Raw genomic sequence first — 16,720 nt, 5'->3', positions numbered from 1 at the left:
CCGCACCACCGGAAACCCCTCGGACACCGGTGCAGCAGACTGCCGCCCAATACGTTCCGATGGCGTCGCCCGCCCAACGCGGCCGATGCCGCGCTGGCCATTGCGATCGCGCTGACGCGACGGCCGGGCCACCGGATTCCGAGGAAAGCAAACCATGCACCCTGACCCGCTGTTGCTCGACCTGTACGCCTGTCCGTCGCAGCCCGCGCGCTGGCCGCAGGTGCTGGACCGGCTGTGCGACGAGACCGGCGCCCGCTCGGCCGTGGTGCAGGCGTTCAAGTTCGAGGGCGACGGGGTGCGGTTGCACTGGCAGGTGATGGACCAGCACACGGCAGCGCAGCAGGTGCTGCCGCAGGGGCGGCTGTCGCTCGTCGACAACCCTCGCCTGGCACACCACCGCGGGTTGCGCGGGCTGGACCGGGTGGTGCGCGACGACGACCTGTTCGACCGCGGCGACCCGGCGCGCGACGCGCTTGAACGGCGCCTCGCGTTGCTGGGCATCGGCAAGTTCATCGGCAACCTGCAGCTGCTGGAGGGCGATCTGTACCTCGGCGTGGCGCTGCACCGTGCCGTGGCGGATGGCAGCGACTTCGATGCGGCCACCGCCAAGCGCCTCACTGCGCTGGCGCCGCACCTGCGCCAGGCATCCGAGCTGAGCGCGCGCCTGCAGCACAGCGAGCGTCACCTGGCGGGCCTGCAAGCCCACCTCGACGGGCTGCGCTGCGGGCTGCTGGTGTGCGACGCCGAGTCGCGCGTGACCTGGATGAACCGCAGCGCACGCGCGCTCATCGCGGGCGGCCGCAGCCTGCAGCTTCACGGACACCAGCTGCGCGCCCACAACCTGGCGGCCTCGGCCGCGCTGCAGGAAGAAATCGGACGTGCCGGCGCCCACACCCGCTTCATGTCGCTCGGCCAGGGTGACGATGCGCTGCACCTTGCGCTGCGCACGCAGTGCGCCGGCGAAGCGCTCGTGCTGATCGCCGTGACACGCGCCGGCGATGCCGCCGCCGTTCCGGTCTCGGCCTGGAGCCGGCTGCTCGGCGTGACCGCTGCCGAGGCGGCGCTGGTGGCCGCCCTGGTGGCCGGTGGCACGATGGAGCAGCATGCACAGCGCCGCGGCATCTCCGTGGGCACGGTGCGCTGCCAGCTCAAGCAGGTGCTGGCCAAGACCGGCACGCACCGCCAGGCGGAGCTGGTGCGCCTGGCGCTGTTGTCGGCCGCGGCGAATGTGCTGGACTCCGTGCCTGGCGTGGGCGACTGATCAGAAGGTCCAGGCGGCACGGATGGCGCCGTGCGTGCCCTGGCTGCGGTTGCGTGCACCGAACTCCTTGTAGGCATGCACCCAGACCAGCGGCCAGCCCGAGCCCAGGTCGAAGTAGTTCACCGCCGGACCGAGCGCCATGACACGCGCGCGGTTTCCGTTGCCGCTCGCGAGGCTGGCCGCCTTGTCGTCGCTGACCTGCTGCTGGTAGTAGCCGCCCAGGCCCAGCGTCCACGGGCCCACGTGCTGGCCCAGCGCGAACTCCTGCAGGTACTCGATGCCGGACTTGTAGTCGGTGTCCTTGTTGCGGCCGTTGAAGTTCACCTGGATGCTGGACGACACCTCGAAGCCGCTCGCGCCGATGTGGGTGAAGGCAAGAACCGGTGAGACGGTCCAGTGGTTGGTCCCGGCGTTGATGAGCCGGGCCTGGTCGTACCCGCCGGTAGGCAGTTGCACCTGCAGCTGGACGTTGGCGTACCAGCCCGGTGCCGGGTTCCACTGCAGGATCACCGGGATCAGCTGCAGGTCGCCTTGCGCACTGTTTTTGCCCGACAGGGCGAGCGAACCCACCGGCGTCGGAACCTCGAGATCCAGCGACGTGCGCAGGTAAGGCAGCACCGCGCCCCAACCGAACTTCGCGTCCCCCAGGGAATAGCTGGTCATCTTGATGAACGCGACGCCCACGCTGTCGACCGCCAGGTCGGGCTTGACCGCCGAGACATGGCCATCGTTGTCGCGCAGTTTGCTGGCGCGGTAGCTCGCGACACGAAGGCCGACCGTGCCGTACTCGCTGGGCGGCGGCACCTGGCCCGCACCGAAATCCATCACACCGAAGGGCGTGATCGGCGCGCCGTTCTCGATGGCATGTGCGGCCGGCAGTGCGGCGCACAACAGCACGGCGGCTGTCGATGCCCGCAGGTTGATCTTGCTCATGGTTCTCCTCGCTCTCAAGCGTTGGTGGTGGGACGGAGGTCAGCGTAGGGTTTGGCGCGCCGGGTTTCATCTCCCAAATGGGATGCCCGGGGCCTCGGCCTTCGGTTCGAAACGGACCCACCGCGCATGGGCGATGCGCCAGCGCCCGTTGGTCAGGCGCAAAGGCAGCGCACTGCGGTGCGGCTGGTGTTGCGATGCCGGTCCGAACACAAAGGGCTCGTCGGCCAGCGAATTGGCGATCGGCTGCATGGTGCGCAGCGCCTCGGTCACCGAGGCGCGCGTGATCGGGCCGCGAATGCCTCGCATCACTTTCACCAGCACCTGCGCGGCCAGGTAGCCGCCCTGTGACAGCGAGCTGGCCTCGATGCCGCGCGCAAGCATCAGCCCTCGCCAGTCGGCGAGCTGCAGCGAGCTGCCCGACCAGGGTTCGAACTCGGCGAGCACGTAGATGCCTTCGCCGGACACGCCAACGGCGCGCAGCACGCCGCTCGTGTAGACCGAGGCCAGGAACACATGGTCCACCCCGCCGAGCGCGGCACGCGCCTTGAGCACCCAATCGATCGCCAGGCCTTCAGGGCCGCTGTAGATCACGGCCTGGCAGCGGCGGGCGGCCACCTGCTGGACGATGCCGTCCAGTGGCGCCTCGATGCGGTACAAGTCGATCGTGGGTGGCGTGCCAGCGCGCCCGATCGCCCAGCGCGCCACGATGTCACGGAACGCGTCCACCATGCCCGGCAGGGCCGGCGCGACCACGCACAGCCGGTCGTGCTTGAGCACGTCGCGCGCGAAGCTCAGCGCGTTCGCTGTCGAGACGTAAGGCCCGGCGTTGACCGGGGCAATCGCCGGCGAACCGAAGCAGGCGGGATCCACCCCCGCCCCCGGAATCGACATCAACCCGGCCTTTTCATAAACGGCGTGATTGAACGCACACTCCAGCACACTGGAGCCGCCGGCCAACGCGACGACCCCCGGGTCGGCGACCAGGCGCGCGGCCGCCTGCTGCGCGGCCTGCGGATCCGCACGGTCATCGAGCACCTGGTAGTCGATGCGGCGGCCACCCACACCACCGGCCGCATTCACCGCATCGAAGTAGGCCTTGGCGGCCCGCCAGGCGACCGTCGAGCCCGGGCCGGTCAGCGTGCTGACACTGCCAACGCGGATCGGCTCGTTCGGCGGTGGTGCGGCGAGCAGCGGCACGGAGGACAGCAGCCCCTGTGCCAGGACGAGGGCCGAAACGGCGAGTCGGCGAAACGAGTGCATGGTGGGCAGGGACATCAGCGGCGGTGTCCCCACCGTAGCGATGCCTGCCCCGCCCCTCATCTCCCGAATGGGAGATGAGGCTGCCCTGGCGTGTCAGCTGGCTTGCCGCAGCGTGTGCGAGGGCAGCTCGGTGAACTGGCGCCGGTAGGCGGCCGCGAACTCGCCCATGTGCCAGAAGCCCCAGCGCGCGGCCACGTCTTGCACCGCGCCGCCACCGCGCCGCAGCTCGCGGCGCACCCCGTTCAGGCGTGCCGCGCGCATGTACTTGGCCGGCGCGATGCCCAGCACACTGTGGAAGCAGTACTCGAGCTTGCGCGGGCTCGCGCCGATGCGGTCGCAGACCTGCAGGATCGTCATCGGCACATCGGGTTGCGCGAGCATCAGCTCGCAGGCCCGATCGACCACGCGCTTGCGCGCCTCGCCGCTGGCCAGCTCATCAATCCCGACCGTGGTGGGCAGCGCCTCGATCCATTCGATGAGGATCGCATCGCGCAACTGAAGCGCGGCCGCCGGGTCGTTCAGCAGCGCCGGTGCTGCCGCCACGTCGCTCAGCGCCCGCAGGTGCAGGCGCCGCAGTTCATCCGCCAGGCCCGGACGCGCGGGCACCACGACCTGCCGGTCGATCCAGGCTGACAGCCGCTTCTGGTACAGGTGCTCCCACAAGGTGCCGAGCAGATCGGCGTCCACGACGACGGCGATCAGGCCGGCATCGGCCGGCAGGCACAGGTCGAGCCGCTCGGTGCGGCCGATCATGATGGAGTCGGCCTCGAGCGGCTGGCCGTTGAAGGTGGCGTGCCCGGCGAGATCGATCGGCAGCGCGAAGCCGACGTGGGCCGCATCCAGCTCGCCGCGTTGCCACAGCGCGCAGCTCGCCCGCTCGTACACCATGCGCAGCCCCGGCATCTGGACGTGCTGCAGGCGGCCCGTGAAGCGCCCCGAGGAGATTTGTTCGTAGTGCAGCGACCAGTTCCGCTGCGCGCGCGCGAACTCGTCGATGTCGTGGCTGAGCACGTCGTGGTGCCAGCCCGCGCCGGCGGGCGCGAGGGCGATCTGGGAGTCCGGCGACGGTTTGCTGTTCATGGGTCGATAGCGTGCGGAGCGCAGTCATTTTGCGCTATTCGTGCCGACCCGACCCGACCGGCATCCCGGCTAGGTAGAAACGCTAGGTCTGCTTTTCGAGAATCCGATCACGGCATGTCGCGTCGGGTCCCTATCGTCCAGCCGACACGCCAATGTGCCGCCGGCACTTCGCGAACCGGAAATCTCGACGATGAACGAACCCAAGTTTCCCGCCCTGGCGCTGCACGTCGGCGGCCGGTGGATCCACCACGCCAGCGGCGGCGAGCGCGCGGTGATCGACCCCTCCGACGAGTCACCACTGGGCATGCTGCCACTGGCCGGGCTGGAGGAGATTCGTGCCGCGGCCGAGTCCGCCGAACGCGGCTTCCGGGCCTGGCGCCGTGTGCTGGCGCATGAGCGCTACCTGATCATCCGCCGCGCCGCCCAGTTGATGCGCGATCGCGCGCCAGGCATCGCGCGGGTGCTGACGCTCGAACAAGGCAAGCCGCTGCCGGAAGCCACGCGCGAGGTCATGCTGTCCGCGGACATCGTTGACTTCCAGGCCGAAGAGGGCAAGCGCCTGTACGGCCGCACGGTGCCGCCGCGCGTTGCTGGCGTGCTGTCGCAGACGGTGCTGCGCCAGCCGGTCGGGCCGGTGGCGGCGTTCACGCCGTGGAACTTCCCGGCCAACCTGCCGGCGCGCAAGCTGGGCAGCGCGCTCGCGGCCGGCTGCAGCGTGGTCATCAAGCCGGCCGAGGAAACACCGGCCACCTGCATGCTGCTGGTGCAGTGTTTCCTCGACGCAGGCGTGCCGCCCGATGCGCTGAACATGGTGTGCGGCGACCCGGCCGAGGTGTCGGCCACGCTGATCGCGCACGAGGCGATCCGCAAGGTGTCGATCACCGGATCGGTGGCGGTGGGCAAGCTGCTGGGCCGGCAGTGCGCGGAGCGCGTCAAGCGCTTCACCGGTGAACTGGGCGGGCACGCGCCGGTGATCGTCTGCGAAGACGCCGACCTGCCCTTCGCGCTGAAGGCCTCGCTGGCCGCCAAATACCGCAACGCCGGGCAGGTGTGCGCAGCGCCCATCCGCTTCCACGTGCACCGCAAGCACTACGCGGCCTGGGCCGAGCAGTTCACCCAAGGCGCGCAGGCCTTGCGCCTGGGGCCGGGGCTGGACCCGGCCACGCAGATGGGCCCGCTCGCGCACGAGCGCCGTGCCGAGGAGATGGCGCGTTTCGTCGCCGACGCGTCCGACCACGGCGCGCGCGTGCTGTGCGGTGGCAGGCGCGCCGCACGGCGCGGCTACTTCTTCGAACCCACGGTGATCGCCGAGGCGCCGGCCACCAGCATGGTGCAGCGCGTCGAGCCCTTCGGCCCGATCGCGGTGATCGAACCGTTCGACACGCTCGACGACGCGATCACCCAGGCCAACGCCCTGCCCTACGCGCTGGGTGCCTACGCCTTCACACGCGACCTGCGCAACGCGCACCGCCTGGCCGAGGAGATCGACGCCGGCATGGTGGGCATCAACCACTTCGGCGTCTCGCAGCCCGAGTTGCCTTTCGGCGGCTGGAAGGAAAGCGGCATCGGCCAGGAGATGGGCGCCGAAGGCCTGCTGCACTACACCGAGATCAAGACGGTCGTCGTCGGCGGATGAGATCCCCCAAAGCAGGAACCAGCATGAACACCATCGAGTCTCTCAAGCAAGACAACGCGCAGTACCTGTTCCACCCGATGGCCCATCCGGCAGCCATGCGCAAGCACCGGCCGGACATCATTGCCCGCGGCGAAGGCTGCTGGGTGTGGGACATCGACGGCCACAAGATGATCGACGGCGTGGCCGGGCTGTGGAGCAGCAACCTCGGCCACAGCAACAAGGCGGTGCGCGACGCCATCGTCGCGCAGCTCGACGAGCTGCCGTTCTACAACACCTTCCGCGGCACCACGCACCCGCGCGCGATCGAGCTGTCGGCGCGCATCGTCAAGACGATGGCGCCCGACGGCGTGGGCGCCGTGCTGTTCAGCAATGGCGGCTCCGACGCGGTGGAAGGCGCGCTGAAGATCGCGCGCCAGTACTGGAAGGTCCGCGGCCAGACCGAGCGCACCAAGTTCATCAGCCTGAAGAACGGCTACCACGGCGTGCATTTCGGCGGCATGAGCGTCAACGGCCTGCCCAACATCCGCCGCGCCTACGAGCCGCTGATGCCGGGCTGCTTCCACGTCGACTCACCGTGGCCCTACCACAATGCCTACACGGACGACCCCGAAGAACTCGGCCGCATCTGCGCCGGCCTGCTCGAGCGCGAGATCCAGTTCCAGGGTGCCGACACGGTGGCCGCCTTCATCGCCGAGCCGATCCAGGGTTCAGGCGGCGTGATCGTGCCGCCGGCCAACTTCTGGCCGCTGGTGCGCGAGGTCTGCGACCGCCACGGCGTGCTGCTGATCGCCGATGAGGTCGTCACCGGCTTCGGCCGATCCGGCGAACTGTTCGGCACCCGGCTGTGGGGCGTGAATGCCGACATCTGGTGCCTGGCCAAGGGCATCAGCTCGGGCTACGTGCCGCTGGGTGCCACGGCACTGTCGAAGAAGGTGGTCGAGGCCTTCCTCGCGGACGAGAAAGGCCTGGGCACGGTCGCACACGGCTACACCTACAGCGGCCACCCGGTTGCCGCAGCGGCCGCGCTGGCCACGCTCGACGAGATCGAGCGGCTCGACGTACCGGGCAACGCGGCGCGCGTCGGCGCGCACTTCCAGCAGCGCCTCGCCACCTTCGTCGACAAGTTCAGTTTCGTGGGCGACGTGCGCGGACGGGGCCTGATGGCCGGCATCGAGATGGTGGCCGACAAGGCCGGGCGCATCCCGGTGCCGCGCCACAGCGACATCCCGGCGCGGGTCGCGCGCGAGGCGTACCAGCGCGGCGCGATGGCACGGATCTCCGGGCCGAACATGATCCTGTCGCCGCCGCTCGTGATCACGCGCGAGGAGATCGACCACCTGGTGGACATCCTCGAAGCCTCATTCGCCGCGGTGGACGCCTCGCGATGAAACACCCGCCCGTCATCCTCCTGATCGGCACCATCGACACCAAGAGCGACGAGATCGGCCACCTGCGCGACTGCATCGAGCGCTGCGGCGGCCGCGCACTGGTGATGGACGTGGGCGTGCTCGGGCACGGCACCGTCACGCCCGATCTCTCGAACACCGAGGTGGCCGCCGCCGCCGGCGCGGCGCTCGCCGACATCGTCAACTGCGGCGACGAGAACCGCGCGATGACGGTGATGGCGCAGGGTGCGAGCCTGCTGGCCGCGCGGCTGCACGCCGAGGGCCGCATCGACGGCCTGCTGGCGCTCGGCGGCAGCATGGGGACCGACCTGGCGCTGGACGTCGCCAACACCTTGCCGCTGGGCGTGCCCAAGGTGGTGCTCTCCACCATCGCGCACTCGCACCTGATCCCGCCCGGTCGCGTGCCGCCGGACCTGATGATGCGGCTGTGGGCCGGCGGCCTCTACGGGCTGAACCGCTTGTGCCGCACCGCACTCGCCCAGGCCGCCGGTGCCGCGGTCGGCGCCTGCCTGGCCGCGGACGAGCCGCTGAGCCGGCGGCCGGTGATCGGCATGACCTCGCTCGGCGCCAGCGCACTGACCTACATGAAAGCGCTGAAGGGCCCGCTCGAAGAACGCGGCTACGAGCTGGCGGTGTTCCACACCACCGGCATGGGCGGCCGCGCCTTCGAGGACCTGGCCGCGCGGGGTTTCTTCGCCGCGGTGATGGACTTCAGCCTGCAGGAGCTGGTCAACCACATGAACGACTCCTGCGTCACCTCCGGCCCCGACCGGCTGCGCGGCGCGGGCCGTGCCGGCACGCCGCAGATCGTGGCGCCCGGCGCCACCGACATGGTGGACTACCCGACCTGGGGCAAGCCACCGGCCGCCTATGCAGGCCGCACCGCGGCGCATGCGCACAACCGGCTGATCGCTTCGTTGTGCATCGACCCGCCGATGCGCCGCGCGGTCGCGCGCGAAATCGGGCAGCGCCTGGCCGAGGCGACCGGCCCCACCGCGCTGCTGCTGCCGCGCCACGGCATCGAGGGCTGGGACCGCGAAGGCGGCCCGCTGCACGACCCCGAAGGCCTGGCCGCGCTGATGGACGAATTGCCGCACGCGCTGCCACCAGGCACGCAGCTGGTGGTGCTGGACGCGCACATCAACGACGAGGCCTTCGCGCAGGCCGCGCTCGACGTGCTCGATGACTGGGTGCGCCGGGGGCTGGTACCTCCTGGCATCAAGGAATCGTCATGACCCGCGCACTGGTGCTGGACTTCGGCGGCGTCATCAGCCGCACGCTGTTCGAAACGCACGACCTCACCGAACGCGCACTGGGCCTCGCGCCCGGTACGCTGACCTGGCGCGGCCCCTTCGACCCCGCAAGCGACCCGCTGTGGCGCGAGATGCAAGCCGACCGGATCAGCGAACGCGACTACTGGATGGCACGCACCCGCGAGGTCGGCCGCCTGGCCGGCGAGCACTGGGACCGCATGGAAACCTTCGTGCAGCGCGCCCGCGGCACGGACGTGGCGGCCGTGATCCGACCCGAGACGCTCGATGCGATCCACCGCGCCAAGGCCGGCGGCTGCAAGCTCGCGGTGCTCTCCAACGAGCTCGACCTGTTCTATGGCGCTGACTTCCGCGCCCGCCTGCCACTGCTCGGGCTGTTCGACGTGATCGTCGACGCCACCTACACCAAGCTGCTCAAGCCCGACCCGCGCGCCTACGAGCTGTGCCTGGGGCAGCTCGGGCTGCCGGCGCGGGCCTGTGTGTTCGTCGACGACCAGCGCCGAAACGTCGACGGTGCACAGCGCGCCGGCATGCAGACCGTGCACTTCGACGTGGCACGGCCGGCCCGTTCTTGTCTTGAAGCACTCGCCCTGTTGGGCCTGGAAGGAAAAACCGAATGACCGATCCCCACCGCGTGGCCGACCTGATGGCCATCGAACAGGCCCTCTACGCCCGCACCCGCGCAGGCTCCCGTGCCCTCTTCGAGCAGGGCAAGACGCACTGGCTGTACGGCGCTCCCTCGCACTGGATGCGGCGCTGGATCGGCGGCTGGCCGATCTACGTGGCCCCGGCGCCGGACGGGATGCCGCGCGACCATGGCGTGCGCTTCGCCGACGTCGACGGCAACGACTACGTCGACTTCTGCCTCGGCGACACCGGCGGCATGTGCGGCCACGGCCACCCGGCCGTCGTCGAGGCGATGGCGCGCCAGGCCCGCGCCGGCAGCTCGCTGATGCTGCCCACCGACGACGCGGCCTGGGTGGGCGCCGAGCTGCAGCGGCGCTTCGGGCTGCCCTACTGGAGCCTCACCACCTCGGCCAGTGACGCCAACCGCGCCTGCATCCGGCTCGCCCGCATGGTCACCGGCCGGCCACGCGTGCTGGTGTTCTCGGGCGCCTACCACGGCAGCATCGAGGAGGCGCATGTGGAACTCGACGACGAGGGCCGCGTGCGCATGCGCAACGGCATCCACCCCAATGCCTTCCCGCACGACCAGCTGTCGCGCGTCGTCGAGTTCAACGACCTGCCCGCGCTCGAAGCCGCGCTGCGCGCTGGCGACGTGGCCTGCGTGCTGGCCGAGCCGGCGATGACCAACTACGGGATCATCGAGCCGCAGCCCGGCTTCCATGCCGAGCTGCGCCGCCTGACGCGCGAGACCGGCACGCTGCTGGTCATCGACGAGACGCACACGATCTCCAGCGGCCCCGGTGGTTTCACCCGTGCCCGCGGCCTGGAGCCGGACATGTTCGTGCTGGGCAAGGCCATCGCGGGCGGCATCCCCGCGGCGGTGTTCGGGCTCTCGCAGATCACCGCCCAGCAGGTCTGGCGCGTGCTGCCGCCGCTGCCGCCCACGGCGCGACAAAGCGCGCATGCCGGCTTCGGCGGCACGCTGGCCGGCAATGCATTGACCGTGGCGGTGATGCGCGCCGTGCTCTCGCAGGTGCTGACCGACGACGCCTTCGAACGCATGGACATGCTGGCCGAGCGGCTGGCGAGCGGCGTGACCGAGTCCATCCTGCGCCATGGGCTGCCTTGGCACGCGGTGCGCCTGGGCGCCCGCGTCGAGACGCTGTTCAGCGTCGACGCACCGCGAGACGCACGCGACGTGCGCCGCACCCGCGACCATGCGCTCGAAGCGCTGCTGCACCTGTACCTGATGAACCGCGGCGTGCTGATCACGCCCTTCCACAACATGATGTTGTGCTGCCCGGGCACCACCGCCGCGGATGTGGACCGGCACAACGAGGTGTTCGAATCCTTCGCCGCGGCGTTGCAGGGATGACGCCGGCAGCATTCGGCCTGCCGGGGCGCGTGGCGCTGGTCACCGGCGGCGGGCGCGGCATCGGCGCGGCCATCGTGCGCGTCTTCGCGCAGGCTGGTGCGCAGGTGCTGATCGCCAACCGCAGCGCGGATGCCGGTGAGGCCGTGGCCGCGGCGCTGCGCGCCGAAGGGCACGTGGCCGAATCGATCGGCTGCGACATCGGCCGGCGCGACGAAGCCGAGCGCGCGGTGGCCGAGGCGGCGCGCCGCTTCGGCCGGCTTGACATCGTCGTGCACAACGCCGCGATCAACCCCTGGGCCACACTGGGAAGCATCGAAGACCAGGCACTGGACGACACGCTGGCCGTCAACCTGAAGGCCTGCTTCTGGCTCGCGCAGGCGGCGCTGCCACACTGGCGTGCACGGGGCGGCGGGCGCATGCTGGTCACCTCCTCCGTCACCGGCCCACGCGTCGCGATGCCCGGCAGCAGCGCGTACGCAGCCAGCAAGGCCGGCGTCAACGGCTTCATCCGCAGTGCCGCGCTGGAGCTGGCGCACGAGGGCATCACGGTCAACGGCGTCGAGCCGGGCTTCATCGCCAAGCAAGGCGGCAGCCTGCTGTCCGCCCCCGAACGCGCCGCGCGCATCGCGCGCCACATCCCGGCAGGCACGCTCGGCCGGCCGGAGGACATCGCCTACGCGATGTGCTTCCTCGCCAGCGACGCAGCGCGCTACGTCACCGGCCAGACCCTGGTGGTCGACGGCGGTTCGACCTTGCCCGAAAGCCCGATCTTCCAAGACGCGTGTGGCACTTGACACCGAGGAACCCTGACATGAACCCGAGACCTGGCGTGCGCCTCGACGGCAAGATCGCGATCGTGTGTGGCGCAGCCAGCGGCATCGGCGCAGCGGTGGTGGAACGGTTCCGTCGTGAGGGCGCGCAGGTCCTGGCCTGCGGCGTGCCCACGCCACCCCACGCGGGCGCACTGGCCTGCGACGTGACGGACGACGCGCAGGTGCGCGCCGTGGCCGAAACCGCGCTCAGCCGCCACGGCCGCATCGACGTGCTGGTCAACGCCGCAGGCGTGGTGGCGGCCGACACCGCGGCGACGATCGACGACGGCGTGTGGCAGCGCCTGCACGAGGTCAACCTCGGCGGCACGATGCGCTTCATGCGAGCGGTGCTGCCGGCCATGCTGGCGCGCGGCAGCGGCAGCATCGTGAACATCGCGTCGGTGGCAGCCTTCAACGCGGGGGCCAACGCCGCCAGCTACGCCGCCAGCAAGGCCGGCGTCGTGGCGCTGACACGCTCGGCCGCGCACACCTGCGGGCCGCGCGGCGTGCGTGTCAACGCGCTGTGCCCAGGCTGGGTGGACTCGCCGATGGCCGCCCGCGAGATGGTCGAGATGGCCCAGGAGCTGGGCATCACCGAGACCGAAGCCCGCACGCGCACCACGGCGCGCATCGCGCTCGCACGCATGGCGCGGCCCGACGAAATGGCGGCCATCTGCCTGTTCCTCGCCAGCGACGAAGCCTCGTTCGTGACCGGCACTGCGCTGGTCGCCGATGGCGGCATGCGCGTGCCGGCCGCGGCCCGCAGCCTCTGACGATGGGCAACGCTGCTACGATCCACACCACCCCGCACGCGCGCCTGCGCGACGACACGACATGAAGATCCTCATCCTCGGCAGCGGCGTCATCGGTACCACCGCCGCGTATTACCTCGCACGAGACGGCCACGAGGTCACCGTGCTCGATCGCCAGCCCGGCCCGGCGCTGGAGACCAGCTTCGCCAATGCCGGCGAGATCTCGCCCGGCTACGCGGCGCCATGGGCCGGCCCGGGCGTGCCGCTGAAGGCCATCAAATGGCTGCTCATGCACCACAGCCCGCTGGTGATCAAGCCGATGCAGGACCCGGCGATGTGGCGCTGGGGCTTGGCCATGCTGCGCAACTGCACCGCGGCGCGCTACCGCGTCAACAAGGCGCGCATGGTGCGGCTGGCCGGGTACAGCCGCGATTGCCTGAAGGCGCTGCGCGCCGACACCGGCATTCGCTACGACGAGCGGACGCAGGGCACGCTGCAGCTGTTCCGCACCCAGAAGCAGCTCGACGGCACGGCCAAGGACATCGAGGTCCTGCAACAGTACGGCGTGCCTTTCCAGCTGCTCGATCGCGACGGCTACCTCCAGCACGAACCGGCCCTGGCAGCGGTGAAGCACAAGTTCGTGGGCGCGCTGCGCCTGCCGGACGACGAAACCGGCGACTGTTTCCTGTTCACCAACGCGCTGGCGGCCCGTGCCCAGGCGCTCGGCGCGAGCTTTCGTTTCGGCGTGAACGTCCACGCGCTGACGAGCAGCGGGGAGCGCATCACCGGCGTCGACACCGACCAGGGGCCGCTGCGCGCCGACCACGTGCTGGTGGCGCTGGGCAGCCATTCCACCGCGATGTTGCGCCCGCTGGGCCTGCGGATTCCGGTCTATCCGGTCAAGGGTTACTCGATCACGGTACCGATCACCGACGCGTCGCACGCCCCGGAGTCGACCCTGATGGACGAGACGCACAAGGTCGCGGTGACGCGGCTGGGCGATCGCATCCGCGTGGGCGGCACGGCGCAATTGTCGGGCTTCAACCTCGACCTGGATGCCGCGCGGCGCCGCACGCTCGAGTTCGTCGTCAACGACCTCTTTCCGCACGGCGGTGATGTCACGCGCGCCGAATCCTGGTGTGGCCTGCGGCCCATGACGCCCGACGGCACGCCATTGATTGGCCCCACCCGCGTGCAGGGCCTGTGGCTGGCCACGGGCCATGGCACGCTGGGCTGGACCATGGCCGCCGGCACCGGCCAGTTGCTGGCAGACTGGATGGCCGGCCGGCGCACCGCCATCGACACCGAAGGCCTGGGCATTGCGCGCTACGACCCGGCGGCAGGCCCGGCCGTGGGTTCGTCGGTGCCGCTGCGCCCGGCGCCCTGAGCAACGGTCCCGGCACACGCAAGTCTTGGTACGCTCTTCGAAGCGGACAACGTCGCGCGGCTGAACAGCCAGGGCGATGCCGAGCGACACCAGCACCAGACACGGGGCTGCGCCTGTGACGGGGATGGACCACCCTCGATCGTGAAGCTTTCCGGCACGCCGCGCAACCAGAGCACCGGCGAGGCCCACGAGACCCACCATCCCCACTTGCGCCACGGAAAACCCGAAGGTCGGCGAGCTGAGCAGGAAGGTGATCCCGGTCCAGAACATGGTGAAGACCGAGAAGACGCAGGCGCTGATCAGCAGGGTGATCTGCACGGCGCGATGGCGGCCGACGACAGCCGCCACAGACAACAGCAGTTGGCCATAGCGGACTGCAATTCTCGGTCTGTCTTCCGGGAGCTTGACGGCGAGGATCGCCGCGAGCGCGAGCGTCACCGCGGCGGCACCGAAGTAGATCGATTGCCATCCAAGGGCATGCGCAAGCAATCCGCTGATGGTGCGCGACAAAAGGATGCCCATCAACACGCCCGACGCGATCGATCCGACGACTCGCCCGCGTTCTTCGGCTCGCGCGAGGTCTCCCGCCAGTGGCACGAGTATCTGGCCGGCTACCGTGGTCAAACCGATGAGGGCGAAGCTCGCAATCAGCGTACTGAATGAAGGTGCGATGCCAGCGAGGAGGAGTGCCAACGATTTCTCAGACATGCATGTCGTTCCTGATGGGAGCATGGGGGCCGCTCGGGACGAGACGTTTGGACAGGCAGGGGTCACGCCCTTCGCCCATCACCTTGTCGAGCAGCGGTGTGTCACCGACAAGCTCGCGGGACTGCGCGCAAACCCAGCCTATTGCTTCGGCGGAACGACGCCTTCGGTCAGCACGATCGAACCTTCGGTTGCCCCCAGGCGGAGCTTCTTCGCCTCGGTGTATTCAGGCGAGAAGTAGAAACTCTCGGCATCGGCCAGGCTGGGAAACTCGAGAACGGCGATCACCGTCTGCGGATTCCCCTCGACCTTTCGCGCATTCGCATTTCTGACGATGGCCTTGCCCTTGTATTTGAGCGCGATCGGACGGGCGGCGTCCCGGTAGTTCTGGTACGCGGCCTGATCACGGATCGTGAAGTTGGAGATGAGATATCCAGGTACTGCCTTGGCTGCGGTGACGGGTGCCTTCGCGTCCTGCGCCTGCCCAGCGGTTGCCGCGAGTGCGATGGCGAGCCCGATGACGGTGCGGGCAATGAGGCTGTTCATGAAAGGTTTCTGTTGAGTTGCGGATGAGGAGATGCGAACCGTCCGCCCGCCGGGCGGTACGGTTCGTCGCCCCGTCAGGGACATTGGGTCGGCGACACCCCGTTGTTGAGCGGGATCCCGAATGCCAGTCCCATCTGCAGGCCTGCCGCCTCGGGTTCGGCCTGAATCGTGAAGTTCAGATCAGGCCACCATTCGCGAGAATCGTCTGACCGCTCACCCACATGCCGTCTGACGAACACAAGGCAGCGATGACGTTCGCAATGTCCTCCGGCTCCCCCAGTCGACGATGCGGCGTGCGTTGTACAAAGCCGGCAATCGCCTGCGCGGTATTCCCGTCCGTGAACAGCGTGGTATTGACCGGGCCTGGCGCCACCGCGTTGACAGAAATCATGCGCCCTGCCAGTTCCTTGGCCAGGACATTGGCATAGATCTCCTGTGCGGCCTTGGTGGCGCCATAGGGCCCGGAGGTGGGCAATCTCGCCTGCGTGACGGTGGAGGACAACGTGATGATGCGACCATTGTTTCGAACGCGCCGTGCAGCTTCGCGCATCGTGTAAAAGCCGCCTTTCATGTTGACGTCAATCAGTCGATTGAAGTTTTCATCCGTCATGTCGCTCACGAGTGCCTGACGAATGATCCCCGCATTGGCGACAACAACGTCGACGCCACCAAAAGCCTTGTCGTTCTCGTCGAAAAGTCGGCGCACTGCGTTGGGGTCGCTGACATCCGCCTGGACCGCGATCGCTTTTCCGCCTGCGCTCTCGATGTCACGCACGACCGCATGGGCCAGATCGAGGCTCACAACGAAATTCACGGTCACCATGTATCCCTCGCGCGCAAGACGCTTGGCCACAGCGGCTCCGATTCCACGGGACGAGCCTGTCACGATGGCCGCTTTTCCGGTGCCGATGCGAGCGGTCTGGGCAGAGGCCGTTCCCACGACTGCGCCCGCTGCCAGCGGAGCGATCGCTGCGGCGCTCAGCAGGCTGCGACGCGACATGGATGCCGGATGTTGAGAGTGGTTCTGATCGGTCATGGTGCTTTCACTTTTCTGGGTGTTTGAGTTTCCGAAGCTGGCGATTCACACCGCAGAACACAGCGACGCGGTCGCCGATTCCAGCGTCAATCCAGGCAAGGGAACAACTCTCGGTGGGTCGGACCCTCGTCAAGGGTCCTGCTTCACAGTTGCGCACAGCGAACGATTTCGCCCCGGTGCGCAAGGGAGCGCCAAGTATCGGGACGGTGGAATCGGCTGCACAGTCGCGCTGCAGCACTGGAGCGTTGCTGGGCGTGCAGCAGTGCGATGGAGTCGAGGCCTCCGATGGCGTGGTCGAACGCGGGTGCACTGAAGGCATTGACGCCCGGGATCAGCCCACCCTCCGCCCGAACCAGCCCGTGGGTCAGCCCTTCGCCGCTTGGCATGTCCGGACCGCGAGGGAAGGACGCAACGCCAACATCCGCTGACAAAACAGCAGGGCACCGTCATCGATCGGTCAGATGTCGATCATGCGATTGCGCGGTGAGATCCCTACAGTGTCGTGGTCAAGCTTTTTCGGACGGCCCGATAAGGGAACGTTGAACTCTAGTGGGCGGCGGCGTGCTGCTGTTCGTAGTGACTGGGGGATCGATATCGCGTGCTGCTGTTCGTAGTGACTGGGGGATCGATATC

14 protein-coding genes and 1 pseudogene are annotated in these 16,720 nt (G+C 69.2%); 9 read left to right on the top strand and 6 right to left on the bottom strand.

Features of this window, described 5'->3' with window-relative positions:
- The first annotated feature begins 154 nt into the window (after nt 1-154).
- Nucleotides 155-1,261, top strand: coding sequence for a hypothetical protein (locus ASC87_RS22415; RefSeq protein WP_056667734.1), 1,107 nt, complete (start codon nt 155-157; stop codon nt 1,259-1,261).
- Here the strand turns inward: ASC87_RS22415 and ASC87_RS22410 are convergent, their stop codons facing one another.
- The 3 genes from ASC87_RS22410 to ASC87_RS22400 form a co-directional block, all read right to left on the bottom strand.
- Nucleotides 1,262-2,194 carry a transporter gene (locus tag ASC87_RS22410; RefSeq protein ID WP_056667731.1) on the bottom strand — a complete coding sequence of 311 codons (933 nt, stop codon included), beginning with the start codon at nt 2,192-2,194 and terminating at the stop codon, nt 1,262-1,264. It abuts the gene before it with no gap.
- Nucleotides 2,195-2,260: 66 nt separating this feature from the next.
- Nucleotides 2,261-3,469: an ABC transporter substrate-binding protein gene (locus ASC87_RS22405; protein ID WP_056667728.1), complete on the bottom strand. Its 1,209-nt coding sequence runs from the start codon at nt 3,467-3,469 to the stop codon at nt 2,261-2,263.
- Between the two features lie 78 nt (nt 3,470-3,547).
- The gene (locus ASC87_RS22400) at nt 3,548-4,534 is read right to left on the bottom strand and encodes a helix-turn-helix domain-containing protein (protein ID WP_056667725.1); all 987 of its coding nucleotides are present in this window, start codon (nt 4,532-4,534) and stop codon (nt 3,548-3,550) included.
- A 190-nt stretch (nt 4,535-4,724) separates the two neighbouring features.
- On the opposite strand from ASC87_RS22400, the gene ASC87_RS22395 reads away from it, so the two are divergent.
- From ASC87_RS22395 to ASC87_RS22360, 8 genes are all read left to right on the top strand, one after another.
- Nucleotides 4,725-6,170 carry an NAD-dependent succinate-semialdehyde dehydrogenase gene (locus tag ASC87_RS22395; protein WP_056667721.1) on the top strand — a complete coding sequence of 482 codons (1,446 nt, stop codon included), beginning with the start codon at nt 4,725-4,727 and terminating at the stop codon, nt 6,168-6,170.
- Between the two features lie 23 nt (nt 6,171-6,193).
- Nucleotides 6,194-7,558: an aminotransferase class III-fold pyridoxal phosphate-dependent enzyme gene (locus ASC87_RS22390; protein WP_056667719.1), complete on the top strand. Its 1,365-nt coding sequence runs from the start codon at nt 6,194-6,196 to the stop codon at nt 7,556-7,558.
- A complete protein-coding gene (locus ASC87_RS22385; protein WP_056667715.1) occupies nt 7,555-8,811 on the top strand; it encodes a Tm-1-like ATP-binding domain-containing protein in 1,257 nt (418 codons plus the stop codon). The genes ASC87_RS22390 and ASC87_RS22385 overlap by 4 nt, the downstream gene beginning before the upstream one ends.
- Complete coding sequence (locus ASC87_RS22380; RefSeq protein ID WP_056667712.1) at nt 8,808-9,467, top strand: HAD-IA family hydrolase; 660 nt, start codon at nt 8,808-8,810, stop codon at nt 9,465-9,467. The genes ASC87_RS22385 and ASC87_RS22380 overlap by 4 nt, the downstream gene beginning before the upstream one ends.
- Nucleotides 9,464-10,849, top strand: a complete 1,386-nt coding sequence (locus ASC87_RS22375) for a transaminase (RefSeq protein WP_056667710.1) — start codon at nt 9,464-9,466, stop codon at nt 10,847-10,849. Before ASC87_RS22380 ends, ASC87_RS22375 begins: the two co-directional genes overlap by 4 nt.
- On the top strand, nt 10,846-11,643 hold the full coding sequence (locus ASC87_RS22370) for an SDR family oxidoreductase (protein ID WP_056667708.1): 798 nt from the start codon (nt 10,846-10,848) through the stop codon (nt 11,641-11,643). Before ASC87_RS22375 ends, ASC87_RS22370 begins: the two co-directional genes overlap by 4 nt.
- Nucleotides 11,644-11,660: 17 nt before the next feature.
- Entirely contained in the window at nt 11,661-12,434 is a 774-nt protein-coding gene (locus ASC87_RS22365; protein WP_056667705.1) for an SDR family NAD(P)-dependent oxidoreductase, read from the top strand.
- Between the two features lie 61 nt (nt 12,435-12,495).
- Entirely contained in the window at nt 12,496-13,800 is a 1,305-nt protein-coding gene (locus ASC87_RS22360) for a D-amino acid dehydrogenase (protein WP_056667702.1), read from the top strand.
- A gap of 120 nt (nt 13,801-13,920) precedes the next feature.
- Here the strand turns inward: ASC87_RS22360 and ASC87_RS33855 are convergent.
- The 3 genes and pseudogenes from ASC87_RS33855 to ASC87_RS22350 all read right to left on the bottom strand — a co-directional run.
- A pseudogene (locus ASC87_RS33855) lies at nt 13,921-14,508 on the bottom strand (MFS transporter); the annotation flags it as partial.
- Between the two features lie 138 nt (nt 14,509-14,646).
- Nucleotides 14,647-15,051 (bottom strand): DUF1330 domain-containing protein, encoded by a 405-nt coding sequence (locus ASC87_RS22355; protein WP_056667699.1) that lies wholly within the window; start codon nt 15,049-15,051, stop codon nt 14,647-14,649.
- Nucleotides 15,052-15,226: 175 nt separating this feature from the next.
- The gene (locus tag ASC87_RS22350) at nt 15,227-16,087 is read right to left on the bottom strand and encodes an SDR family oxidoreductase (RefSeq protein WP_056667695.1); all 861 of its coding nucleotides are present in this window, start codon (nt 16,085-16,087) and stop codon (nt 15,227-15,229) included.
- Nucleotides 16,088-16,720: the final 633 nt, after the last annotated feature.

It is taken from the genome of Rhizobacter sp. Root1221, from assembly GCF_001425785.1.
GTDB lineage: Bacteria > Pseudomonadota > Gammaproteobacteria > Burkholderiales > Burkholderiaceae_C > Rhizobacter.
The sequence above is the reverse complement of the archived record's forward strand: the minus strand, read 5'-3'. Positions and strand labels throughout refer to the sequence as shown.